The sequence below is a fragment of the Haloferax mucosum ATCC BAA-1512 genome, from assembly GCF_000337815.1.
Lineage (GTDB): Archaea > Halobacteriota > Halobacteria > Halobacteriales > Haloferacaceae > Haloferax > Haloferax mucosum.
On the sequence record NZ_AOLN01000018.1, the window covers coordinates 436773 to 461387 of the forward strand.

The window sequence follows — 24615 nt, forward strand, 5'->3', positions numbered from 1 at the left end:
AACGTTGTCAGAGGCACGCCCACTGGCACGACAATTGTCGTTTGGTTTGTGGGCAAATGAGGCTACTCGCTCGGGGAACCTATGCGTACGCCCTGACTAATCAGGGCATTATATGTCCCCCCACGCGTGAAGCGTCACGCTTACTCGGAGTCGCGGAGTGGTGAAACTATGAACGTCCCCTGCGTCCGCGTCGCCCGCGAATCCGGGGAAGCGACGCGCAGACGCCTCGCCGACGCCGACCTACTGGACCACGACCACGAGATAACCGTCTCTGAAGGCCACCTCTATATCCCTATCGTCGATGCCGACGCCGTACCGGCCGACTTCGAAGTCGTCGATTACGAGCCGCCAACCCGAGAGACACAGACCACACCCACCGACATTCTCGGATTCGAGCCGTCCTACGAGCGCCTCGGCGAGATAGTCATCCTCGACGAGGACGACCCCGAGCGCGCACGCGAAATCGCCAACGCAATCGTCGCCTCCGACCTCACGGCTGACACCGTCGTCAACCGCGCGTCGAAAATCAAAGGCGAGCTTCGTATCCGCGACTGGGACGTGCTCGTCGGCGACTCGACAGAGACGGTCCACCGCGAGTACGGCCACGAGTTCCACCTCGACATCGATACGGTCTACTTTTCACCACGGCTCGCAACCGAACGTCACCGCATCGTCGAACAGATTCACCCCGACGAGCGCGTCTTCGATATGTTCGCCGGCGTCGGTCCCTTCGCAATCCCGGCCGCGGCCGCCGGTGCCGAGGTCGTCGCCTGCGACCTGAACGCCGCCGCCGTCGAGTTCCTGCGCGAGAATGCGGTCCGAAACGACGTGAGTGACCGACTCACTGCGATTCACGGCGACGTCCGCACGGTCGCAGACGACTACGAAGGCTGGGCCGACCGTCTCGTCATGAACCTCCCGCACAGCGCCAACGAGTTCCTCGACACGGCCGTTCTGCTCGCCGGCGACGAGTGTCTCATCCACCTCTACGACATCCAGCACGAAGACGACCCGTTCGGACCCGGACTCGAAGCCGTCCGCGCCGCCGCCGAACCCGCCTACGAAGTTGCCGTCGTCGAAGAGCGAATCGTCCGCTCGTACGCCCCACACGAGTACAACGTCTGTTTGGACGTTCGCCTGACGAAAGCGTAGCGCCGCGTGCTGACGACCGGCAGACACCGGGTTGATTCGCAAGTCTTAATTACGTAACCGGGGTACGAGAGAATGCGTTCGAAAGCCCACCGCGCCGGTGTAGCTCAGCTGGCAGAGCGATTCCTTCGTAAGGAATAGGCCGAGGGTTCAAATCCCTCCACCGGCTTACTTTTCCCGCGAACTCACGTCCCGAGCACCCTGTGTGCTCGGCACTCGTGAGTGGGTGAGTCCGTGACTGGAGGAATTTGAACGAGGGGGCGACTGCAAGGAGCGACCGTAGTTCACAATCCTCTCTACCGGTTTTTCTAGAACTTAGTAACCACGAGTGAAACGAACAAAACGATCGTAGCTCACACCGAACCATCAATTTCAGTCAATTTCTTCACCATGCTATAACCCAACAGCCGAGAAACAGATGCTCGCTAGAAGCGGGCCCATCCTCTGAATCAGTTTGCAATGCTACAGTAAGATGAGGTTGCCGTCTCGGAGACTGCCAATAATATTGAAACCCACTACGTCTCGCTCGATGCGATTTCTGTCACGGGATAAGATTTATTAATTGACAGAATCATGCCAGGAATGGAGTCTGTCAACAATGAGAAGACCAAATGTAATACTACTCACCATCATGGTTATCGGAGGGTTACTCGTTGCCTCGGCCGCTCCAGCGGCCGCTGCCTCGGCAGACAGTAAGAAAGACGATATTACGTGCGAGTACAACCCTGGTTATACGACCGCAGTCATCGACTTCTCGGATGCGTCGAACACCGAACTATGGAACGACGCCAGAGCGTTCGCAAAGGCGAGTCTCGAAAAGTGTGGACTCGACGGTCGAGAGGAGACCGAACTCGCCGGTGAGGTCAGAGCCCACGCTCTCGGCGAACACGCGCCCGGGGACCTCAATCCCGGTCAGACGATCGATATGGCCGGGTCCGGACACGACCCACAGGAAGACAAATACGGCTGGTTGATGGGTGACGTTCCGGGATGGATTCCGATTCCAGGCGACCCGTCTACATCATAACCGCGCCAGCAGTTTCAATCGGACTGTTCGTTTCCGAACGGCGCGAACCACACGCAGTTACTTGACTGCTGTCGAACCAGTCTCAATTCGAACGCTTTTTTCACCGACCGGGTGTCTAAGAAGTCTGCCCGCGAGAACAACGACAAGTCGTTCAGTTATCGGGGATTCCGCACACGCCGGCTTCGTTGCCCATCTTCTCGACACCGGATGCGAACTGACCCAACTCCCAGACCGCTTCGTGTCCGGTCTCTTCACGGTGGTTCTCGATGCGCATCCGAGCCGCGGCGAGTTTCGAGAACGCCTCTTCGAGTTCGCACTCCGGGCACGAGACTGTCGCTCGGTGGGCCGTCATCGTCCGAACAGAACAGGGCCTGCGAGAAAACCTCGTCGGTCAGGTCGGTCGAGAGAAGTCGAACAGGCAAGCGTCACCTCACCCCTCATCCGAGGTCACGCCGCTTATGACCGCCCACGACAGAACACAGGCATGCTCACCTTCATCGGTCTCGGTCTGTACGACGAACAGTCGGTTACGGTCGAGGGCAAGGAAGCGCTGGCCGATGCCGACCGTGCGTTCGCGGAGTTCTACACGAGCCACCTCGTGGGGGCGACCGTAGAGGACCTCGAAACGTACCACGATATCGATATCGAGGTCCGCGACCGCGCGGGCGTCGAACAGGACCCTGAAGCGATTCTCGACGCCGCGGAAGACGAACATATCGCGTTCCTCACCGCCGGCGATACGATGATTTCGACGACGCACGTGGACCTCCGACTGCGCGCCGAAGAACGCGGCATCGAAACCCGCCTCATCCACGGTGTAACCGCCCAGTCCGCCGCAAGCGGGTTGACCGGCCTGCAAAACTACCGTTTCGGAAAGGCGGTCACGCTTCCGTTTCCGTACGTCCACGGCGGCGACCCAGTTCCAAAGAGCGTTATCGACTCGCTCGAAGCGAACCGCGAGCGAGGACTCCACACGCTCGTCTACTTAGACATCAAAGTCGATTGGGAGGGCCGCCGCGGCGTCGAAGTCGAGGGCGACAAATACATGTCCGCCGAGTACGCGGCCGACCTGTTCGCAACGCACTGGGACGCCGATGCTCTCGGTGTCGCAGTCTGTCGCGCGGGAAGTCCGAACCCCGTCGTCGTCGCTGACCGACTGTCCGAACTCGCCGAGCGAGACTTTGGCGAGCCGCTCCACATGCTCGTTATTCCCGGCGAGGTCCACCACGTCGAAGCCGATGCGCTGAGTGCTCTCGGCGGCGCATCCGAGTCGCTTTTCGACTACGAATAGAGAACGAGAGCCGAAACGCCCGCAAGAACGAAAATCAGCGTGAGGTGCCGAGCCAGACGCTTACGCGCGGCGGTTACGCGGTGCGTCGAGGCCAAGTTCGTTTCGGAGGTCGTACTCCTCACCAGTGACCATGTACAACACGTCCTCGATAATCGTGAGGAGCTCCGGTACTTCCTGGACGACTAAGTACGTGATACCGATGAGTGCGACGACGGCGAGCACCTGGCTGATGATGCGGTCGGAAATAAAGAACGACACCATGTACGGGTCGGACGACCCGAACAAGAACAGAATTTCGTCAACGAACAGGTGGAAGTACTGCTTTCCGACAGAAATCGTGATGAACGTCGTTCGGAGTAGGTTCAGCGCGTAGATAATCGGGACGGCAATAGCCAGTCCGCGAATCTTCCGCCGAATCGGTGCATCGACGGCCGCGATGAGGCCCGCAAAGATAGCGATACTTCCGAGACCGGTACACGCAAGGACGACCGAAATCTCGATTCGGTGCGAGCCTTGCATCCACAGGAAGGTGTTATCGTAGCCTTGCGACCCGATAATCATCTCCGGCGAGTACCCGAGTAGATTGATGAGGAAGTGCGTCTGTGCCGCGACGGTCTCCATCAGGATACCGCGCGGTGCAGGTATCGTCGTTCCGAGAAGTGTGAACGCAGGAATCGTCTCGAAGGGGAGGTAGACGACACCCATCGCCGCGACCGCTCGGGAGAGCACAAAGAGGGTGTCCCGCCCCGTAAACAGGAGCCAACCGGCGTAGAGACACGCCGGGACGGCCGCAATCGTCAGCAATCCCTCGACGTAGCTCTTGTGGACGAGCGTGAAGTGTGGGATGAGTTGTAACCAGAAGATAGCAAAAAGCACCCACGCCGCGGCCATCACCCGACGTCCGAGTTTGCGGTCACGCCCGCTGGCGACCGCACCCGCAACGAAGGTGGCGATGACTACCCACGCAAGGACATCGGAGAGTAGTCCGGGCATACATGTGGGAACACGTGGACCCAATAAATCCCTTGCCGTTCCGTGCGTCGAGGCTGCGAGACCGTCTGAGTATCCGAATTATCTGGTGTTAGTGACTATCCCGTCGGGTTCGAATATTGGATTCGACGAGAGAACCAGAGGTGGCGGCGCTATCGCTCGGGCGACAGCGTCAATAAAGAAGTTGAGGGGACCGGGAACGAACCCGGTAGTTAAGACGTATTTTAGTCGCGGCGGACGGCGAGGAGTGCCGCGGCGACGAGCGCGACGAGAGCGACCGAGATACCGAAGCCAGGCGTGCTGGACTCGGTGGTCTCTTCGGACTCATCAGTCGGCTCTTCGGTTGCGGTTGCCGTCTCCGTGGATTCCTCGGTCGTCGGCTCTTCGGTTGCGGTTGCCGTCTCCGTGGATTCCTCGGTTGCCGTTTCTTCAGTCGTCGTTTCTGCGACAGCACCGACGGTACCGTCAGCGGTGGCGTCCGATGCGGTGCCCTTGTCGGCAGAGACGGTCACTTCGAACGTATCGTTCAGCTTCTGCTCCGAGAAGTCAAATGCAGAGGAGAACGTACCATCAGCCTGGACGTAGACCGTCCCGGTCTTGAGGAAGCGCGGCTGGGTGTCGTCGGTAGACTTCACGCGGACCGTGAGCGCCGTACCGGGGGACACGGAGACCGTTCCCGAGATGGTCTGTTCGGCGGCGTTCTGGACGCCGAATTCGTCCTTGTCGAGGTTGAGTTCGGGCTTGACGACTTCGAATTCGGCGGACGTGGATTCGCCGTCTTCGGTGTCGGTCAGGTTACCGTCCTCTATGACGTGGAACGTCGCGTTGAACGCGTCGTCGTCCTCGACGAGAGACTGTTCGGATGCACCGTCGTAGTAGTCCGTACGGGAGGCAGAGACGTCATTCAGATCGTACGCGATGAAGTACGTGTCGTTCTCGCCGTCAGCGATGACCGTGGCGCTGGTGCTGTTGACGCCCAGGACCTTGGATTCGCGGTTTGGACCGGGGTTCGACTGTTCAACGGTGAGGTTGAACTCGTTGCCCGTGAGCGTGTCGAAGTCCTTCACGTCGAAGGCACCTTCGAGACCCGTCGCGCTGACCTGGTGGACGACGAAGTCGCCGTTTGCGACCTCGTCAGCTTCCGTCAGGTTCTCGTTTTCGATTGCCTCGTAGACGTCTTCGGAGTCAGCGAGGTCTGCGCCCGTCGGGGCCGTCCAGATCGTCTGACTGTTCGTGCTACGCTCTTCGAGGACGAGCGTTGCAACGTTGTCTGCTTCGCCGTCGGTTGCGACTTCGACACCGTAGTCACCGGCGTCGAGAAGAGCGCCCTTTGCGATCTCCGTCGTGATGTCGTCAACCGTGTAGTCGTCGTCGCCGTCATCAACGTCGAACGAGGCCGTCTTCTTCGGTTCGTACGTGTTGAAGAGGAGCGTGACGACGCCGTCGTCGTTACCGTCTTCGACGGTGATGTTAGCGCTGTAACCGAGCTTCGCTTCACCGACCGTAACCGTGGCGGTGTCCGTCCCTTCGAGGGTCACGTTGATTTCGGCGATGTCGCCGACCTCTTCGTTAATCACGGAGGACGTGAAGTCGGACGTGGAGTCCTTGGCCTTCGTGACGGAGACCGTGTCGGACTCGACGCTGACACCCGAGTAGGCGTCAGTTACTTCGACCGTGTAGTCATCTGCATCAAGCGTGCTGAGGTTGAAGTCGCCTTCACCCTGGCCGTTGAGCGTGATGGTTTCCGTTGCGCCGTCAACCTCGTCACCGTCGCTGTCGAGCGCGACAACGTCGATGGTTCGGCCGTTAGCCTGTGCGGCGACCGAGCCTTCGAGGGCGTCGTCGGTGGAGATGTTCAGGTCGTCAACGCTGACCTCGAGACCGAGGTCGCGGACGTCAACTTCAGCGTCCTGCGTGCCACCGATGGTGAAGTCGTAGGTGTCGAGCTGCTGGCCGTCGGTGTCGAAGACGAAGACCTGGCTGTTGTCGCCAGTGGAACCAGCGAACTGGTAGTTGCTGTCGTCGTCAGTGCCTTCAACTTCGACCGAAACGCCGGTCGAACCAGCATCGACTGCGACTTTCGAACCCTTGTACGCCGTGTTGTTGGACTTGCTAGCGACGTAGACGGGTGCGAACGTGACGTCTTCCGTGGCGGAGGCCGTGTTACCGGAGCCGTCCGTCACCTTGTACGTGACTTCGAGGTCGTCCGTGTAGACCTTCGAGAGCGTGACCACAAGCTGGCCACCGTTCTTGGTGAAGCTCTGCGTCAGGTTGGATTCGCCGTCCGTGACGTTCAGCTTGCTGACGCTGACCGTCTCGTCGAAGGCGACTTCAACCTTCGGCGTTCCGTCGTCGTAGTGAACTGCCGAAGAGAATTCCGGCTTCTCGGAGGCAGTGACGGTGAGCTCGGCACCCTTTTTAACACCAGCAGCAGCTCCATCAGTGAAGCTACCAGTCTCAAGAGCAGAAACGTTGTAGGTTCCTGTAGAGACATCGGCAAGGTCAAGAGCAGTAGGGAAGTTGCTCGCGTCACCAGAAGTGACATTCGGTTCAGATGTGTTATAGTAGCCATCACCGTTGATGTCTACCCACACTTGGAACGTTCCAGCAGAGCCGTCATTATCGTTAACAGACGTAACGCCGACAGACGCACTCGAACCTGCTTCAACAGAAGTGGTGTCGAGCGTAACGTCATCGACAGTCGCGGCAGCCGTACCCGTGAACGCGATGGACCCGGCAAAGACCGAGAAGACCATCAGCGCAGCGAGTAGGACCGCGCGGATTTGTTTGTTTTGTGTCATTGTTATAGATTGATCTATAAGCGGCGAAACAGCTTTCTGCCCTCGTGCCCGGGGGTAGGACCGGGCTAGGGATTACTTGCTGAGATCACCTTGGGTAGGGGTACGAAAGCGAGTCACTGGAGTCACGATAAATACTTTGTGGAATGTCTTGGTCACTAGAACGTCACGGGTGCCAAAATATCAAAATTAGAATACTACTCAATAGTTGTAGTATATATTACTCTATTCTGGTGACTCGAAATCGGCCGGGAGAATTTCGACTTCGTGTCCGTCTTGGTCTTTAGTAAACGCGAACATGTCGTCACACGACTCGGGAGTGCGGTACGCTTCGGCCTCGCGTTCCATGAGCGTCTCCCAGTATTCGTTGAGGTCGTCGGCACGGACAGCGAGATGCCCCCAGGCATCGCCCATCTCGTAGGACCGGCCGTCGTAGTTGTACGTGAGTTCGACCGCCATCGCCTCTTCTGCGGCGTCTTCCGGCTTCACAAAGTAGTTTGCGAAGGTATCGGATTCCCAGCGGCCGGTGTGTTCGTATTCGAACTTTCGAGTCCAGAAGCCGAGCGCTTCGTCGGCGTCTTCGACACGAATCATCGTGTGGTCGAGACTCCACTTGGCACCGTAGTCGCGCTTGACAATTTCGACTTCGTGCCCGTCTGGGTCTTTCACGAACGCGTAGCGGCCACCACATGATTCGGGGTCGCGGTAGTCGTCAACGCCTTCGTCCAACAACTGTTGATACGACGATTCCAGTTCGTCCTCGGGGACACGAACGGCGATGTGCCCCCAGGCATCGCCCATCTCGTAAGTGTGGTTGCCGTGGTTGTACGTGAGTTCGAGCACCGCGCCGTCCTCGTGAAGTTCTTCGGGACCGAGATAGACGTTAGTGAACGTATCGGCTTCCCAGCGGCCTTTCTCTTCATAATTGAGGTGGGTCGTGTACCAGTCGAGCGATTCTTCGAGGTCCTCAACACGAAGCATTACGTGGTCGAGCGTTCCGGACATATCCAACAGGTGAGGCGTACGGGCGAAAAAACGTACCGAACGCGGAACTCACCGTCGAGAGTTGTTACGGGGGTGTAAACCGGAAGAGACGGGTCGTTACGTGTCTCATAAGTACCCTGAACGATTACGAGTTGGTCGTGCCTTCGGTCCCCAACCCAGTCCGACTCCTCATTCTCGGTATCGGACTCGCGCTCTCACGAATTGGGTATCTCGACCGTGAGCGTGCCATCCGCATTTCCGACCTCGCGTGGCCCCGTGTCGTGACCGGTCTCGCCCGGATGTCGAAAAACGCCGTTGACGTGGCGATGGTCGGGATTGCCTCCGGAACCGGCGCAATCACGGGTGTCGGGATTGCCGGACCGTACTGGGGGCTCGCGTTCGCACTCGGCGGCGGTGTCGCAGGCGGAACAATCGCGCTCGTCTCACAACGATTCGGCGCGGACGCAATGGACGAGTTAGGGCTTGCAGTTCGGTCGAGCGCACTGCTCACCGTCGTTGCAACACTCCCCGTGATGGTCGTCTTCTGGCTGTTTCCGACCGAGTTAATTTCGCTCCTCAGCAACAATCCCGAGGCGATCGAACTCGGAGCTGAGTACCTCCGAATCGTCGGACTCGGTGTCCCGTTCGCCGGGTTAAACCTCATCGGCAGTCGCGTCCTCGTCGGGACCGACGACGCCTACACGGCGATGGTTCTCCGCGCGAGCGGCGCGGTCGTGAACATTGGTGTCAACGCGGTTCTCATCTTCGGCTTCGATATGGGCGTCGAAGGTGCAGCGCTCGGGACCGTTCTCTCCAACGTCGTCGTCACCAGTGCGTTCGCTATCGGCCTGTCGTACGGCTCACTGCCGGGAGTCGGTGCGTTCCCCGTCACCATCGACCCCTTCGGTTCGTTCGTCGATTTCGAGACGCTTTCCGACCTGGTCACAATCGGCCTTCCGGTGATGGGGCGCGGGCTCGTCTGGACCGTCGCCGAGTTTCCGATGCTTGCGATTCTCGATATGTTCGGGGCGGACGTGGTCGCGGCGTTCGTCATCGTCCGGCGCATCTGGGGGCTGATGAACACTCCCGGTTGGGGCTTCGGTCTGGCGTCTTCGAGTCTCGTTGGACAGGCACTCGGAAAAGGCGACGAGGAGACGGCGGAAGCCTACGGAAACGAAGTGATTCGCTTCGCCGTGGCAACGTACATCATCTCCGCGATTCTCGTCGCGCTATTCGCCCGACCAATCGTCCTCGGATTCGTCAAAGACCCAAGTACGAGCGGCATGGTTGTCTCGACTGCCGTCAATTTAGTCTACGTCGCCTGTATCGCCGTCGTGTTACAGGGTGTTTCGGGCGGTGCGGCGGGGCCGCTCGACGCGAGTGGCGACACCGCGTGGACGTTCGGAAGCCAGTTCGTCGGCATGTTCTTCTGTTCGATTCCACTCACCTACGTTGGGTCCGTGACCGAACTGGGAATCACCGGACTCTATCTGGCGTTCCTCGCCGAAACCACGATTCCAGCGGTGCTGAACTTCTATCGGTTCCGTACTGGGACGTGGAAGGTCGTCAGCCGAGGCTACCGACCAGAGACTGTCGCAGACGACTGAGTTCGAGCGTTCGTGGAAGGTGAATGGCGTGCTCACGGACGCGCGTAGACAAATACAACACGGGAGACCTCACAACGGGAGCAACACAGTAACGCGCCAGTACCCACAGCCCAACAACACGCAGTGATTTAACACGTGAAAATCGACGGCTCCGACCGATTAGGGCGACACGTCGAGTACTCGGGGCGGCGTCGAACAGGTGATTACACCTCAGACGCGTCAGTGTACGACCAGTAGAGGTAGGACGCAACAGCCCACAAAAAGACCGTCCCGACCGGCCACGCGGTTCGGTTCGGTTGAACCGAGAACCCACGAGCGACTTCTAATTGTGTTACACCCGCGAGAACGAGCCCTGCGACCGTAATCCGAACGTCCGAGCGCCCGAACAGATACCCCGAGAGCGCGCTCCCGAGAGAGACGAGAAAACACACGACTCCAAGCGGCCACGCGAGAATAAAGTCTGGAAGCCCCATCGTGAGATGAAAGAGGAAGTCGGTAATCGTCGTGACGCTCAGCGTGGACGGCGAGACGAGTCCCCACGGAAACAAAAGCGCCGTGGTACCCGTCGAGAACGTCTGGACAGACCACGGAACGAGTCCGAGAACTGAAACGAGGAGTAACGTGATTCGACGCCGACGCCGAATCGCGCCTGTGTGAAGACCGTCAGCGCGCTCCGGCGTATCCGACGTCACCGTTGGGAGATAATGCGAAGCACGTCTTCGTCGGCGAGTTCGTGGTCGCGGCCGACCTGTTGTTCGTCGTGTTTGGCGCTCGGTCCCGACACGCGGGCGAACCGGAACCGGTTGTCGAGTTTCGCGCCCAGTTTGTGTACGGCGTCGTCGATAGTGTCGCCTTCGCGGAGGATAAGCGGTTCTTCGTAATCGACGCCGCGACCGGGTTTATCCATGTAGATTCGGATAAGGCCGAGTGCCTCCCAAATCTCGTCTTTCAGCGCGTCAAGGCCCTTTTCGGCTTCGGCGCTGATGAACGTCACTTCGTCGGGGTTGAGACCGACTTCTCGAAGGTTCTCTTCGACCGTCGGAAGGTAGTCCTTGTCGATGAGGTCGGCCTTGTTGACGGCGACGATAGACGGCAGGTAGACGCGGTTTTTCATGATGCCGTCAACGAGTTCGTCGATAGTCGTCTCACCGCGAAGCGTCACTTCGGCGTTGACGAAGCCGTGCTCGCGGAGAATTCCCTTTATCGTGTCCTCTTCGAGGTCAACGCTGTCGCTTTTGGTCACGCGGATGCCGCCTTTCCCACGCTTCGTGATAGAGAGGTTCGGCGGCGACGTGTCCAGACGAATCTTGTTGGCGTAGAGTTCCTGTTGCAGTCGCTCGTAGCGCTCGATTTCGAACACGGACAACATGAAGACGACGAGGTCGGCGGTGCGAACGACAGATAAAACTTCTTTACCGCCGCCGCGACCGCCAGCGGCACCTTCGATGAGGCCGGGAACGTCCAGTATCTGGATGTTTGCGCCTTTGTATTTGAGCATTCCCGGATTCACGTCGAGCGTGGTGAATTCGTACTCGCCAGTCTCACTGTCCGCGTTGGTGAGCGCGTTGATGAGCGTCGATTTCCCGACGCTGGGGAATCCGACCAGGGCGACTGTCGCATCGCCGGTCTTCTCGACGGCGTAGCCTTGGCCGCCACCGGCCGAACTCTGGTTTTCGAGTTTCTCTTTCAACTCCGCGAGTTTCGCCTTCAACCGACCGATGTGCGCCTCGGTCGATTTGTTGTACGGCGTATTAGATATCTCCTCGCGGATATCTTCGATCTCCTCCTCCAGTCCCATCGTCAACAGTTCCGCCGCGTCAGTCGAAAAACCCTTTCCTTCCGCCGCGCAGATTCACATCGGAAGAAAACACGGACAGAAAGCGACAGCGCCCGGCACTATCGAGCGAACACCACTAGTAGTGCCTTTGACATGATTGGGTTTCGCACGCGTGCGCAGAGAACTTCCGGCACGATTATACAGGGGGCATCCGACCGGCCAATGGAGACTGATGTCGGACCCCAGAACGCTCCGCGACAGCACGCAAATCGTGCTTCCGTGTGCGGTTCTGGATAGTATACGCGACGAGATCGAAGCCGAGTTCGTCGTCTCTATCCACGCCCAGACCGAAGAGATGTGTCGAATTATCGGGAGTCCAGTGGAGATTCGGGCGGTGAGTGATTTTCTCACCCGTCAGGGTATCTCGCTCCGGTAGCCGTCGTTCCGAAGGGCTTGTTACGCCACAGGCCAACGGACCTGTATGGACGAAGCGCCGGGACTCTCCGACCAGTACCGCACGGCCAGTCCGTGGCCGGTGTTCATCGCGCTTGGAATCCCCATCTCGGAATTGGGTCTGCTTTTCGGCCTGTTTCCGCTCGCCGTTGGCGGACTGCTCCTCTTCGGCGGTAGCGTCGTCGGTATGCTCAGCGAATCCGGATACGTGAACTCGACGATGTGGGCATCGGTCGTGTTTTCGGTGCTTCTGTTCGCATTCGGGAGCGCACTGGCGTTCACCGAAGTCAACCTCGTCGTCCGCGGATACGCGACTATCGCTGCGGCCGCGTTGCTCGTCGTTGGTGGCGTCGTCTTCGAACTGTTCGTCCGCGAGCAACGAGACGCGTTCTAAGCCCGGAAGGCCGCTCGGTCACGCCGGTGGCTTCGAGACGAACGAGAAACCAACAATCTATTTGAACGGCGTCCCCGAGTGTCTCGATATGGCAACCAAGACGTTCGACAAGGAGACGCTCCTCGACTTGACGGTCAACATGGTACCGTTAGTCATCATCCTGTTCTTCGTGGTGGCATTCGCCATTGCCAACCCGTTCGGGTTCGAATCGCTCACCTCGGGGATTCAGTACGGCCTGTTAATCGCGCCGTTCGTTCTCTTGGCAGTACTTACGTACCTCTCGGGGAAGGCAATCGCTGGTGCCGAACAGTCCGGTACCGTCTACCCGCCGGGTCAGGCGACGGTTCCCGGCGTCGGTCCGCTCCACGAAGAGGAAGCGACTGAAGCGTCCGAACTCGAAGAATCGGACAGCCCCGGCGCAGTCGAAGCGGCCGAAGAGACGGCTTAAAACACCTCGAATCGCAGGGCGGTCCCGAATCTTTCATTACCCTGCACTACTCAGGCACATCCATGGAGGTTAACGGACAGTTAGCACTGACGGTACTCATGGGGGTCTTCCTCATTGCCGTCGCCGCGTGGCTCGCGCGGGTCGAAGACTGGCGGTCGTACACCCCGCTCGCGGGCGGTGGAACCGTCGGTGGTACTGCAGAGCAGTACGTCTCGGAAGAGAAACCATCCGGGGTCATCCGTTGGTTGACAACGGTTGACCACAAGGACATCGGGATACTCTACGGCGCGTACGCGCTCGTCGCATTCGCCGTGGGTGGACTCATGGTCGTCGTGATGCGTATCGAACTCGCTGACCCGGCGTCAACGGTCATCTCGAACACGTTCTACAACTCGTTGCTCACCAGCCACGGGATTACGATGCTTTTCTTGTTCGGGACGCCGATAATCGCCGCGTTCTCGAACTACTTCATCCCGCTTCTCATCGGTGCCGACGACATGGCGTTCCCGCGTATCAACGCCATCGCCTTTTGGCTCCTGCCGCCGGCGGCGCTTCTCATCTGGGCCGGGTTCTTCCCGATTCCGGATGTCATCCCGGCGCAGACGGCATGGACGATGTACACGCCACTTTCCGCTGGTGCCGGCTCTGGAAACCAGATGAACGCCGGTGTGGACCTGATGCTCCTCGGCCTGCACCTCTCCGGTGTCTCGGCGACGATGGGTTCGATCAACTTCATCGCGACCATCTTCACGGAGCGTGACGAGAAGGTCTCGTGGGCCAACCTCGACATCTTCTCGTGGACGGTTCTCACTCAGTCTGGCCTCATCCTGTTCGCGTTCCCGCTCCTCGGGAGCGCGATTCTCATGTTGCTCCTCGACCGGAACTTCGGGACGATGTTCTTCTCGGTCGATGGCGGTGCGATTCTCTGGCAACACCTGTTTTGGTTCTTCGGTCACCCCGAAGTGTACATTCTCGTGTTACCCCCGATGGGTATCGTGAGCCTCGTGCTCCCCCGCTTTGCGGGGCGTCGCCTCTTCGGGTTCAAGTTCGTCGTGTACTCCACGCTCGCCATCGGCGTCCTCTCGTTCGGTGTCTGGGCGCACCACATGTTCGCAACGGGCATCGACCCGCGCCTTCGGGCGTCGTTCATGGCGGTCTCACTCGCCATTGCGATTCCGAGTGCGGTGAAGACGTTCAACTGGATTACGACGATGTGGAACGGGAAGATTCGCCTCACGACGCCGATGCTCTTCTGTATCGGCTTCGTGTCGAACTTCATTCTCGGTGGCGTGACGGGCGTCTTCCTCGCGTCGATTCCGGTGGACCTCATCCTCCACGACACGTACTACGTCGTCGGTCACTTCCACTACATCGTCATGGGTGCCATCGCCTTCGCTGGCTTCGCTGGCATCTACTACTGGTTCCCCATCTACACCGGCCGGATGTACCAGGTCACGCTCGGTAAGTGGCACTTCTGGCTCTCGATGATTGGGACCAACGTGACGTTCTTCGCAATGATTCTGCTGGGCTACGGCGGCATGCCGCGTCGCTACGCGACGTACCTGCCCCAGTTCGCAACGCTCCACCAGATTGCGACGGTCGGCGCACTCATCCTGCTCGCCGGTCAGATCATCTTCGTCTGGAACTTCGTCCAGTCGTGGCTCGAAGGCCGCAAGGTCGAAGACGGCGACCCGTGGGGTCTCGCTGAGGAAAACCTCGTTACCGCCGAGTGGACCTGGTTCGAACGGAAACTCCAGACCGCTGTCACCGACGGCGGCGAAGAAGAGGAACTCGCAACCGACGGTGGAAACCCGGTTGCCGACGCGGACGCTGAATCTGCGGCCGACGACGAGTAAGCGACTGTCACTCGTCAACGTCGGTTTCGCGCACTTCTTTCGACACTCGGTTCGAGAGCCAACGCGTTCGACGTGTCGTCTATTGTTGGCTGGACACGGGACGAGTGTGAGTACGACGAGAGACAGCGAAGCGACCGATAGCCCGGTATCGACCGACGACGCTCGAATATCAGACAGCGCACCCGCTCGTCGTGGCTAACGACTGCACTGGAGAAACAGACGCGTTCAGACGACGAGGAGGATACCCGTCACAAACATCAGTATTGCGATGCCCCCGAGGATGATGCCGAGGATATCGGTATCCGACATACCGACCGCTTGCAACCGTGCGGCAAAAGGTGCATCGGTGCGCGGATGGGAACGGAAACCCCTAACAGCGTGGAAGTCGGACCTGCGCCCGTGAGTTCGAACGTTCGCGGCCACCGATTCGTCCTCGGATTATACGTCATCCTCGTCGCCGCCGCCGGGACCGCCGGCTTCCTCGCAGGGACATTCGTCCGAGACCTCACCGCGCCGAGATTTCTCTTCGTCATTCCGTTTCCGGCGACGCCAGTCGGCTTCGCCGCCTACGGTGCATTGACGATCGCACTCGTCTTGGGACTGCCACTCGTGCTCGTCGTCTACGTCTCGTCCGAGCTTGACGACGACGCGGTGTAATCGTCCGACCCGTCACAAATACTAAGCGTGGTCGATGGGACGTGGTAGTATGTACCAGGTAGTGATTGGCGTTGACGACGACGCGGAACACGCGCTCGCCTGCGTCGAGGCGGTTGCGGAACTCCCTGGAGATGCTTCCGACAAGACGGTCACGCTGGTTCACAGTTTCACAGACAACCCAAGCGGCGCATCAGCGACGCAGATTCACTCGGTCCGAAAAGCGGGAGAGTCCCTCGACGACCACGGAATCGACTACAACGTGACCGAGTCATCTGGCGACCCGGCTGAGGTTATCGTCGAGTTCGCCGAAGACGAGAACGCGGACCTCATCGTTACCGCCGGGCGCAAACGGTCGCCCGCCGGGAAGGCACTTTTCGGAAGCGTCACACAATCGGTGATTCTGAACACCGACTTGCCGGTGATGGTTTCGGGGACGACGAAACGGGCCAGCGAGTAACGACCAAACAGGGCAGTCGCAACCGCAACTACGTAGCACTCTATTCTGACAATACCGCTCACAATCTCCCGCTAGCGACTATATTACTACCCAAACTATACAAGAAAATAACTTATCTGCGGAGTTCGTACCGTCGGTATGGCCCTTTCGGATTACACCGGCCGGTCACCGACGGGTGGGGACGACACCATCGTCCGTGTCGTACCGCACAGACTGTGGCGGCCCGGTGACGAGCGAATCGAACCCTGCACGTACAGCGGCGAAGAGATTCGTCTCTCGGAGAAACACCTGCTCGTCGTCCTCGAACGCGACGGCGTCCGCGAGCGGTTATATTTCCGTAACGAACGGTCGCTGTCTGCGTGGTTAGAAGAACTCGAACGGTGACGGTGCGGGTCGCTACTCGCGTTCTGCTTCTCGCTGAATCGCGCTGACGATTTCCGGGTTGCGGAGCGTCGTCGTGTCACCGAGTTCTTCGCCGTTCGCAATCTCTTCGAGAAGCCGTCGCATAATCTTCCCCGAGCGGGTCTTCGGGAGTTCCGGGGTGAAGACGACCTGTTCGGGACGTGCAATCGGACCGATTGCGTCTTCGACGCCCGCGATGATACGCTCGCGCATCTCCTCGTCTTCGGTTTGGCCCTCTTCGGTGATGACGTACGCGTAGACGGCTTCGCCTTTCACTTCGTGATTGCCACCGACGACGGCCGCCTCGGCGACGCCTTCGACGCCGACGATTGCGGATTCGATTTCCATCGTCCCGAGACGGTGGCCGGAGACGTTGATCACGTCGTCAACGCGGCCGAGGATGGTGATGTACTCGTCTTGGTCGATTTTCGCGCCGTCTTCGGGGAAGTAGACCCAGTCGTCGGGGTCGTCGCTGTCGGTGTCGGAGTACTCCTGCCAGTACTCTTGGACGAACCGCTCGTCGTTCTCGTAGAGCGTCCGGAGCATCCCCGGCCACGGCTTGCCGACCGTGAGGTAGCCCGCTCTGCCAGCATCGACCTCCGTTCCGCTCGTATCGACGATTTTCGCGTCGATACCCGGAAGCGCCGGCCCCGCGGACCCCGGTTTCATCCCCTTGATTCCCGGGAGCGTCGTAATCATCATTCCGCCCGTCTCCGTCTGCCACCACGTGTCCACGACCGGGCACTCCTCGTTGCCGATGTGTTTGTAGTACCACTTCCACGCGCGCGGGTTAATCGGCTCACCCACCGTTCCAAGCAGGCGAAGACTCGACAGGTCGTGTTGCTCGGGGTACCTGCTTCCCCATTTCATGAAGGCTCGAATCGCCGTCGGCGCGGTGTAGAAGATATCGACCGAGTACTTTTCGACGAGTTCCCACAGACGGTCGCGGTTGGGGAAGTCGGGCGTCCCTTCGTACATCACGGTTGACGTGCCGAGCGCCAGTGGGCCGTAGACGATGTACGAATGACCCGTAATCCAGCCGATATCCGCAGAACACCAGTAGGTGTCTTGCTTTTCGATGTCCAAGACGGCGTGTGAGGTCCACGCCGCGTAGGCGAGATACCCACCGGTCGTGTGTTTGACACCTTTGGGTTGGCCCGTCGTTCCCGAGGTATACATCAAAAAGAGCATGTCCTCGGCGTCGCGCTGGACGGGGTCGATGCGCTCGCCAGCGTGCTCGGCCAACAAGTCGTCCCAGTCGTGTTGGTTGCCGCGCAGGTCGTGGCCGAAGCCGTCGTCTCCGAGTCGGTCGACGACGACGGTCGAATCGACGCCGTGGGCAACGCTGTCGAGACCTTCGTTCGCTTTGTCGAGGTGGTCGAGTGCGTCGCCGCGGCGGTAGTACCCATCACAGGTAACGAGATACTGAGAGTCGGCGGCGTTCATCCGTGTCGCAAGTGCCTCGGCGGAGAACCCGGCGAAAACGACCGAGTGCGGCGCGCCGATTCGGGCGCAAGCCAGCATCGCAATCGGCAACTCGGGAACCATCGGCATGTAGAGCGTAACGACGTCGTCTTCTTCGACGCCGAGGTCCGAGAGCGCGGCCGCGAACTCGTTTACCTCGCGGTAGAGGTCTTGGTACGTGTACGTTCGTGTGTCACCGTGTTCGCCTTCCCATTTGATGGCGACGCGGTTCTTATCGCCGTTTTCGACGTGTCTATCGACGCAGTTGTACGAAACGTTCAGTTTGCCGCCGGTAAACCACTTGTAGAACGGCGGGTTCGAATCGTCGAGGACCGTATCGTAATCAACGTCCCAATCGAGCATCTCCGCGGCCCGCTCCCAACACTCGGGCCAGTTTTCGTCGAATTCGTCGTAAATCGCCGGGTCAGAAACGTTCGCCTGTTCGACGAACTCCGCAGAGGGTTCGAACTCCTCTTGTTCCACTAACCGTGCCTCTAGTTCACTGTCACCGTCTGCCATAGTACATTCTAACTACATTAATCCTCCATGATAAATCTATGTAGTGACGCAGTATGGACGGGCGATTTTTGCCTCATCACGAACTGATGAATCGAAAGAATAGTCGGCTGGCTGAGTTTCACATCACCCCGATAGTTTCACGGTAGGTACCGTACTCTTCTGCGAACACGTCCATAATCTCGCCCATCGTCGCGTACTCTTTCACAGCGTCAACGAGGATGGGCATCACGTTCTCACCGCGTTGGACGGTCTCTCTGAGTTCGTCGAGTGCCGCTTCGACCGCCTCGTCGTCGCGTTCGTTCTTGACCGATTCGAGTCGTTCGAGCTGGCGGTCTTGGACTTCGTCTTCGACGTGCAGGAGGTCGGGGCGGCTGTCGTCGTCGCTCGCGTACTTGTTGACGCCGACGACTATTTCTTCTCCCTCTTCGACCCGCGATTGGTACTCGTAGGATGCCTCGCTAATCTCCTTGTGGTAGTAGCCCTCGTCGATACCGGCGAGCACGCCGTCGCGGACCGAGCCATCGCCCATCTCTCGAATCTCTTCGATGTAGGCCATCGCCTCGGTCTCGACTTCGTCGGTGAGTTTTTCGATGAAGAAACTGCCACCGAGCGGGTCGATAACGTCGGCCGCGCCGGACTCCTCGGCGATAATCTGCTGGGTCCGCAGGGCAACCGTCACGGCCTCTTCGGACGGAAGCGCAAGCGCCTCGTCGAAACTGTTGGTGTGGAGCGACTGGGTGCCGCCGAGGACGCCGGCGAGCGCCTGAATCGTCACGCGGACGATGTTGTTGAGCGGTTGCTGAGCAGTCAGCGACTGTCCCGCAGTCTGCGTGTGGAACTTCAGTTGCTTCGAGCGCTCGTCTTCGGCATCGTACCACTCGGACATGACGTGGTGGTAGATGCGGCGAGCGGCGCGGAACTTGGCAACCTCTTCGAAGATAGAGTTGTGCGAGTTGAAAAAGAATGACAGTTGCGGGGCGAACTCGTCGATGTCGAGACCGCGGTCCATCGCGTCTTCGACGTATGCGAAGCCGTCGGCGAGCGTGAACGCGAGTTCCTGAATCGCCGTCGAACCGGCTTCACGGATGTGGTAGCCCGAAACCGAAATCGGGCGGATTCGCGGAGTCTCGTCGGCCGCGAACTCGACCGTGTCGGTGACGAGTTTGAGCGACGGTTCGGGCGGGATGACCCACTCTTTCTGCGCGATGAACTCCTTGAGCATGTCGTTTTGGAAGGTGCCACCGATTTGGTCGCGGGGGACGCCGCGGTTGTCCGCGAGCGCGACGTACATGGCGAAGACGACCGGCGCGGACGGGTTGATAGTAAACGACGTGGTTACCTCGCCGATGTCGATGCCGTCGAAAAGCACCTCCATGTCGCGGAGCGTGTCCACGGCGACGCCTTCTTTTCCGACCTCCCCGTCAGAAAGCGGGTCGTCGGAATCTTTGCCCATCAGCGAAGGCATGTCGAACGCCGTCGAGAGACCGGTCTGGCCATTCTCGATGAGGTAGTGGAACCGCTCGTTGGTCTCCGTTGCGGTTCCGAAACCGGCGAACTGGCGCATCGTCCACGTCCGGCCGCGGTACATGGTCGGATAGACCCCGCGCGTGTACGGCGACTCACCGGGGAACCCGAGGTCCTCCTCGTAATCGAGGTCCGCGATATCGTCTGGCGTGTAGATGTCTTCGACTTCGTGGTTCGAGACGGTCGCAAACCGATTCTTTCGCTCGCCACCCTTTTCGAGGAACGGGTCGCGTGTCTCGGACTCCCACTCCTCGCGGGCCTCTCGAATCGACGCCAAGTCCTCGTCGTCGTACATGCTCGTGAATCAGTATGGACAATGATTAATTATTCGGGTGGTCTGCACACCGTGGCGCTTCGACGGACAGACCACCGTGCATATCACCCCTCGAAGACCTACCACCGGGCATGTACGACTTCGAGAACGACACGGGCCACCCGAGGGACGCGACTCAACCGGTCGAAGCGGCTGAGTTCGCCCCGTTCGGATTCTAAACTCGATGGCACTCGTCACACCCGCGACGACCCGGTGGGCCGCCGTCGCCGTCGCGCTCGTGTTCGTTCTCGCAAGCGTCTCGTTCGTCGTTCCCGCCGCAGGCACCGTCTCGCCGGTCCCGTTCGACGACACGGTGAAAACCGGCGGCACGTCGGTTGACGTTCGACTCTCCGAAGTCGAGGGCTTCGAAGTCCCCGTCGCGCAGGCGCACTTTTCGCGGTATCGCTACGTTATCGGCTACTACGACGTGGCGACCGCCGCCGCCGACGTTTCGACCAAAGAGAGCGCCCGGCAGTTCGGCGACCCGCTCGCGGTGTTCGTCACCGACTACGCGACGGTCGCACCCACAATCGACGAAGACGGCTATCTCCGCACGAAACACAATCGCCACCCCGGGTGGGTCAAAGCGACAGACGCCGCGTTCGTCGTCGATTCGGGCGCTCGCGTCCCGTCCGGACCCATCGCCGTTCCGTTTTCAGATGCCGACGCCGCACGGTCGTTCGCCGACGAACACGGCGGCGACGTCGTCGATTGGCGTCGTCTCAAGGACCGAACCGACAGTCCGCTCTCGTCTCGAATCGACGCGTTCGAATCGTCCGTCGCGTCCCACCACGACTGGGCCAACCAGACCGTCACTGCGAGTGATGCACTGTTCGACCGCCCGGTTTCGACCGTCGTCGGCGAAGATGTACCCACCGTCGAGGCGGCCGTCGAGGCGGCACCGAACGACACCGCCGTCTACGTCCCTGCGGGCACCTATGCGGTCGAGTCCGTCGATGTGAACCGCTCGATTACGCTCGTCGGCGACGGCAACGAGACGACACTCGTCGGCGACGGCAACGATACCGTCGTCCACGTCCGCGCCGACCACGCCGCCGTGGCAGACCTCTCGATTGCCGGCGTCGGCGATGTCGGAACCCGCAGGATTCGGGCGACGAACGAGTCAGTCGATTGGGACACCCGCGTCGAACTCGCATACGGCCGCGGTGACGCCGGTATCGTCCTCGACGGCGCGAACGAATCGGCGGTCCGAAACGTCCGCATCGACACGCCCGCAAGCGGCGTCATCGTCCGCGAGAGCGCGAACAGCGTCCTGAAGAACCTGACCGTTCAGGGCGCTTCGGAACCCTCCGACGGATTCATGGGCGTCGTGCTCATCGGTGAGCGCTCGGTCGTCGAAGACTCCACGTTTCTCGACGGCCGTGACGGCGTCTACACCCACCGCGCCGACGGGAGCGTCATCAGAGACAACCACATGGAAAGCGGCCGCTACGGCGTCCACGAGATGTACACCTCGAACGTCCTCATCGCCGACAACGTCGTCCGCGACAACCGTATCGGGGTTATCATCATGACTCGCCCCGTCGGCAATCTCGTGGTCGGAAACGACGTTCGGAACTCGAATTTCGGCTTCATTCCCGCCGGAAGCGACACCTACGTCGCCGACAACGTCTTCGCAGACGGCGAGTACGGCATGGACGTCAGCGGCGACAGGCAAGTGTACGTTCGGAACGTCGTCGTCGGAAACGACATCGGCGTCCGCGGAAGTTCGACGTTCCCGACGAACGTCGTCGTCCGCAACGATATCGTCGGAAACGACGTCCAGGTAGAATCCTCGCTCGGTCCCATGCGGACGTGGACCCGCGAGGGCGACGGCAACTACTGGGGCGACTTACCGCTCGAAGACGCCAACGACGACGGCGTGTACGACAGAGCATACCAGCCGACCGGCCCGGTCGATTCCGCGCTCGGTCGGGACCCCGCGGCGCTCGCTCTCTCTCGGTCGCCTGTGATGGGCGCGCTCCGGCGCGCCCGCGACGACGTGTCCGGCCTTCGTGGGTCCGGTGTCGTCGATGCCGCGGCCCGAACGAAACCGGTGCAACCGGACGTACTCGCAGACCGCAACGCGACGGAGACCGAAGATGTCTGAAGGAGATACCGCAGTTCGAGACGCGACAGAGGACGAATCGACGACCGAGAGCACCGGGGCCGCGCGGCCGGCTATCGAAGCGACCGACCTCTCGCACGCGTTTGGCGACATTCACGTGCTCGAAGGCGTCTCGCTCTCGGTCGAACCCGGTGAAATCGTCGCGCTCGTCGGGCCGAACGGCTCGGGTAAATCGACGCTCCTCCGATTTTTGGCGCGGGTGCGAACCCCCGACGAAGGAACCGTGTCTGTCGGCGCGAGCGGACAAGGAGAAGACGACAGACGCGAGGGCCAAGGCGGCCACAACCGCGTCGGCTATCTCCCCCAGCAACCCGGCTTCAGAGACGGCTTTTCGGCGGCCGACACGCTCCGATTCTACGCACAGTTCGCCGACGGCGACGTGGACGTCTCGGAGATACTGACCCACGTCGGTCTCGTCGAGGCGTCGGACCGCCGCGTCGATGCGCTCTCCGGGGGGATGACGCGCCTGCTTGGACTCGGCCGTGCGCTCATCGGCGACCCGGCGGTCCTCGTCCTCGACGAACCCGCGAGCGGACTCGACCCCGGAATGGTCGAACGACTGTTCGATATCGTCTCGGAACTCGCCGATTCGGGCGTCGCGGTCGTCCTCTCGTCGCATAACCTCGGTCCCGTCGAGCGTACCGCAGACCGCGTCGCCGTCCTCGACGGCGGCCGGTTCGTCGCCGACGGTCCACCAGGTGAGTTGGTCGAAGCAGTCAGTGCGGCCGACCTCCAGACGGCATTCGGCGAGTTCGTCTCGACCGAGGAGGTCGAAGGGAGATGAGCGACGTCGAAGACCTGTTCGCCATCGCGGCGCGCGAACTCCGGACGGTCGTCCGAACGCCCGCCGTCGTCGCGCTCGCGGTCGTCTTTGGTCTCACCGTCGTCGCCGTCGCGGCCGCGGGAACCGGCGCTCGCGGCGGGTATGTCCCGCTCGTTCTCGACCTCGTGCCGTTTGTCGAGGCGCTCGTGCCGCTTCTCGCGTTCGCGCTCTGTTATCGGGCCGTCCTTTCGGACCGACAAACCGGCGAGTTGGACGTGCTCCGGACGTTCGACGTGTCTCGTCTCTCGTACGTCGGCGGCGTCTACCTCGGGCGGAGCATCGCGCTCGTCGTGGTCGTCTTCGGTTCGCTTCTCGTCGCGGCCGCGACCGTGCCGGTGTTGTCACCGGCGAAACCGACGTTTCTCGCGCTGAACGCGGCCGCCGATTCGCCCGTCGCGTTCGTCCGCTTTGCCGTGCTCGCGGTGGTGTTCGCGCTCGCGGTTGCCGCCGTCGCGCTCGCCGTCTCTGCCGCGGCGCGGACCGCCCGGCAGGCTATCGCGCTCGCCGTCGGCTTACTCGTCGCCTTCGTCGTCGGGGTCGATGCCACGGCAGTTGCCGGTCTCGCTTCGGGTACGTTCGGCATCGACGCGGTGCCGCTGGTGCTCGCGCTCAGCCCGAACGGGGCGTTTCGCTCGCTCGTCTTCGGCGTCGCCGTCGAGACTGGGAGCCAAAGGCCGCCGCTTGCGGCGCTCGTCGGACTCGTCGGGTGGGTCGCCGCGGCGCTCGTCGTCGCGGTACTGACTGCGTGGAAACCGGTCGAATAGACTGCGACGAAACGCAGGGTCGGGTCAGCCGAAGTTCTCGACTTTCGCCGCGTCAGCGTCGCCGTCGGCGGTCTCGATGGCGTCGGTGGCGGCTTCGACGAATCCCGCGAAGCCGTAGACGAACACCTGCTCTCCCTCGACACCAGTCAGTGCATCGGCGACTGCATCTGCGAGGGCCGCGTCGTCGTCGGTGACGACCACACTCGCGCCACCGTCGCGGAGCGCGTCGAGTCGGTCTTCGTGCGCGGGCGCGTCGTCGAGATAGACGACCGCGGCGTCGTTGTCGTCGGCGACGGCCGCTTCTGCGATGCCGACCGCCGGGCCGATTCCGGGACCGCCAGCGAGGACGACCACGCGGGCGTCGCCATCGTAGTAGCTGTCTCCGAACGGGCCGGAGAGGTCGATGGTGTCACCGTCGGCCAACGATTCGAGATGCTGGCTGAACGGGCCGGCCTCGTCGGGGTCGATGCCGACGGTTACCTCGAAGGTGTCGCCGACGCCGGGCGACGACAGCGTGTAGAAGCGAGCGTACGATTCGCCGTCCACTTCGGCGGCGAGTTTTACGAACTGTCCCGGCTCGGCTTCGAAGCCAGTCGGCGTCTCGAACTCGATAGCGACCGTTCCGGGGCCGACACTGCGGGCCGCAGAGACGGTGACGGTTGCGTCCATGTGTGGCGGTTCGTCGTAGGCTCACAAGGGCCTTGCCTTCCCGGATGCCGTGGCCGGTGCGACCGCGACTCGAAACCGGATGTGATTGCCGCGAGCGGCCGAATTCGGAAACAATTGGACA

General features: G+C 60.7%; 23 protein-coding genes and 1 tRNA gene. 15 read left to right on the forward strand and 9 right to left on the reverse strand.

Annotated elements, in window-relative coordinates:
* Positions 1-168 precede the first annotated feature (168 nt).
* From C440_RS14895 to C440_RS14905, 3 genes are all read left to right on the forward strand, one after another.
* Positions 169-1152 carry a class I SAM-dependent methyltransferase gene (locus C440_RS14895; RefSeq protein WP_008321433.1) on the forward strand — a complete coding sequence of 328 codons (984 nt, stop codon included), beginning with the start codon at positions 169-171 and terminating at the stop codon, positions 1150-1152.
* Positions 1153-1245: 93 nt separating this feature from the next.
* Positions 1246-1318, forward strand: a tRNA-Thr gene (locus tag C440_RS14900).
* 429 nt (positions 1319-1747) lie between these two features.
* Positions 1748-2176: a hypothetical protein gene (locus tag C440_RS14905; protein WP_152417882.1), complete on the forward strand. Its 429-nt coding sequence runs from the start codon at positions 1748-1750 to the stop codon at positions 2174-2176.
* Between the two features lie 151 nt (positions 2177-2327).
* Here C440_RS14905 and C440_RS14910 read toward each other — a convergent pair whose 3' ends face one another.
* Positions 2328-2528, reverse strand: coding sequence for a DUF7542 family protein (locus C440_RS14910; RefSeq protein ID WP_008321435.1), 201 nt, complete (start codon positions 2526-2528; stop codon positions 2328-2330).
* 132 nt (positions 2529-2660) lie between these two features.
* Between C440_RS14910 and dph5 the strand changes: the two genes are divergently transcribed.
* Positions 2661-3467 carry a diphthine synthase gene (gene dph5, locus C440_RS14915; protein ID WP_008321436.1) on the forward strand — a complete coding sequence of 269 codons (807 nt, stop codon included), beginning with the start codon at positions 2661-2663 and terminating at the stop codon, positions 3465-3467.
* Positions 3468-3527: 60 nt separating this feature from the next.
* Here the strand turns inward: dph5 and artA are convergent, their stop codons facing one another.
* The 3 genes from artA to C440_RS14930 all read right to left on the reverse strand — a co-directional run bounded on the left by artA (position 3528) and on the right by C440_RS14930 (position 8260).
* Positions 3528-4460 (reverse strand): archaeosortase A, encoded by a 933-nt coding sequence (gene artA, locus C440_RS14920; protein ID WP_008321437.1) that lies wholly within the window; start codon positions 4458-4460, stop codon positions 3528-3530.
* Between the two features lie 221 nt (positions 4461-4681).
* A complete protein-coding gene (locus C440_RS14925) occupies positions 4682-7258 on the reverse strand; it encodes an ArtA-dependent S-layer glycoprotein (protein ID WP_008321438.1) in 2577 nt (858 codons plus the stop codon).
* Between the two features lie 222 nt (positions 7259-7480).
* A complete protein-coding gene (locus C440_RS14930) occupies positions 7481-8260 on the reverse strand; it encodes a VOC family protein (RefSeq protein ID WP_008321439.1) in 780 nt (259 codons plus the stop codon).
* A gap of 137 nt (positions 8261-8397) precedes the next feature.
* Here C440_RS14930 and C440_RS14935 point away from each other — a divergent pair, with 137 nt between their 5' ends.
* The gene (locus C440_RS14935) at positions 8398-9846 is read left to right on the forward strand and encodes an MATE family efflux transporter (RefSeq protein ID WP_152417883.1); all 1449 of its coding nucleotides are present in this window, start codon (positions 8398-8400) and stop codon (positions 9844-9846) included.
* Positions 9847-10049: 203 nt separating this feature from the next.
* Here the strand turns inward: C440_RS14935 and C440_RS14940 are convergent, their stop codons facing one another.
* The gene (locus tag C440_RS14940; protein WP_008321441.1) at positions 10050-10538 is read right to left on the reverse strand and encodes a TIGR04206 family protein; all 489 of its coding nucleotides are present in this window, start codon (positions 10536-10538) and stop codon (positions 10050-10052) included.
* Complete coding sequence (locus C440_RS14945) at positions 10535-11644, reverse strand: OBG GTPase family GTP-binding protein (RefSeq protein WP_008321442.1); 1110 nt, start codon at positions 11642-11644, stop codon at positions 10535-10537. The genes C440_RS14940 and C440_RS14945 overlap by 4 nt, the downstream gene beginning before the upstream one ends.
* Before the next feature lie 211 nt (positions 11645-11855).
* Between C440_RS14945 and C440_RS14950 the strand changes: the two genes are divergently transcribed.
* The 7 genes from C440_RS14950 to C440_RS14980 all read left to right on the forward strand — a co-directional run bounded on the left by C440_RS14950 (position 11856) and on the right by C440_RS14980 (position 16272).
* A complete protein-coding gene (locus tag C440_RS14950; protein ID WP_008321443.1) occupies positions 11856-12059 on the forward strand; it encodes a VNG_1110C family protein in 204 nt (67 codons plus the stop codon).
* Positions 12060-12104: 45 nt separating this feature from the next.
* Positions 12105-12470: a DUF7541 family protein gene (locus C440_RS14955; protein ID WP_008321444.1), complete on the forward strand. Its 366-nt coding sequence runs from the start codon at positions 12105-12107 to the stop codon at positions 12468-12470.
* 88 nt (positions 12471-12558) lie between these two features.
* The gene (locus C440_RS14960) at positions 12559-12918 is read left to right on the forward strand and encodes a DUF6684 family protein (protein ID WP_049915905.1); all 360 of its coding nucleotides are present in this window, start codon (positions 12559-12561) and stop codon (positions 12916-12918) included.
* Between the two features lie 98 nt (positions 12919-13016).
* Entirely contained in the window at positions 13017-14774 is a 1758-nt protein-coding gene (locus C440_RS14965; protein ID WP_008321447.1) for a cbb3-type cytochrome c oxidase subunit I, read from the forward strand.
* A 399-nt stretch (positions 14775-15173) separates the two neighbouring features.
* A complete protein-coding gene (locus C440_RS14970) occupies positions 15174-15431 on the forward strand; it encodes a DUF7520 family protein (RefSeq protein ID WP_193788410.1) in 258 nt (85 codons plus the stop codon).
* Positions 15432-15480: 49 nt separating this feature from the next.
* Entirely contained in the window at positions 15481-15888 is a 408-nt protein-coding gene (locus tag C440_RS14975; protein WP_008321453.1) for a universal stress protein, read from the forward strand.
* 138 nt (positions 15889-16026) lie between these two features.
* Positions 16027-16272, forward strand: coding sequence for a hypothetical protein (locus C440_RS14980; protein WP_008321454.1), 246 nt, complete (start codon positions 16027-16029; stop codon positions 16270-16272).
* A gap of 12 nt (positions 16273-16284) precedes the next feature.
* Here C440_RS14980 and acs read toward each other — a convergent pair whose 3' ends face one another.
* Positions 16285-18273, reverse strand: coding sequence for an acetate--CoA ligase (acs, locus tag C440_RS14985; protein ID WP_008321455.1), 1989 nt, complete (start codon positions 18271-18273; stop codon positions 16285-16287).
* Positions 18274-18391: 118 nt separating this feature from the next.
* The gene (locus C440_RS14990) at positions 18392-20092 is read right to left on the reverse strand and encodes a methylmalonyl-CoA mutase family protein (protein ID WP_008321456.1); all 1701 of its coding nucleotides are present in this window, start codon (positions 20090-20092) and stop codon (positions 18392-18394) included.
* A 202-nt stretch (positions 20093-20294) separates the two neighbouring features.
* On the opposite strand from C440_RS14990, the gene C440_RS14995 reads away from it, so the two are divergent.
* Genes C440_RS14995 through C440_RS15005 form a run of 3 tightly spaced genes read left to right on the forward strand, consistent with a single transcriptional unit; the run spans position 20295 to position 23825 of the window.
* The gene (locus C440_RS14995; RefSeq protein ID WP_008321457.1) at positions 20295-22220 is read left to right on the forward strand and encodes a NosD domain-containing protein; all 1926 of its coding nucleotides are present in this window, start codon (positions 20295-20297) and stop codon (positions 22218-22220) included.
* Positions 22213-23022 (forward strand): ABC transporter ATP-binding protein, encoded by an 810-nt coding sequence (locus tag C440_RS15000; protein WP_008321458.1) that lies wholly within the window; start codon positions 22213-22215, stop codon positions 23020-23022. Before C440_RS14995 ends, C440_RS15000 begins: the two co-directional genes overlap by 8 nt.
* A complete protein-coding gene (locus tag C440_RS15005; RefSeq protein ID WP_008321459.1) occupies positions 23019-23825 on the forward strand; it encodes an ABC transporter permease in 807 nt (268 codons plus the stop codon). The genes C440_RS15000 and C440_RS15005 overlap by 4 nt, the downstream gene beginning before the upstream one ends.
* Positions 23826-23849: 24 nt before the next feature.
* Here the strand turns inward: C440_RS15005 and C440_RS15010 are convergent, their stop codons facing one another.
* Positions 23850-24494, reverse strand: coding sequence for an FAD-dependent oxidoreductase (locus C440_RS15010; RefSeq protein ID WP_008321460.1), 645 nt, complete (start codon positions 24492-24494; stop codon positions 23850-23852).
* Positions 24495-24615: the final 121 nt, after the last annotated feature.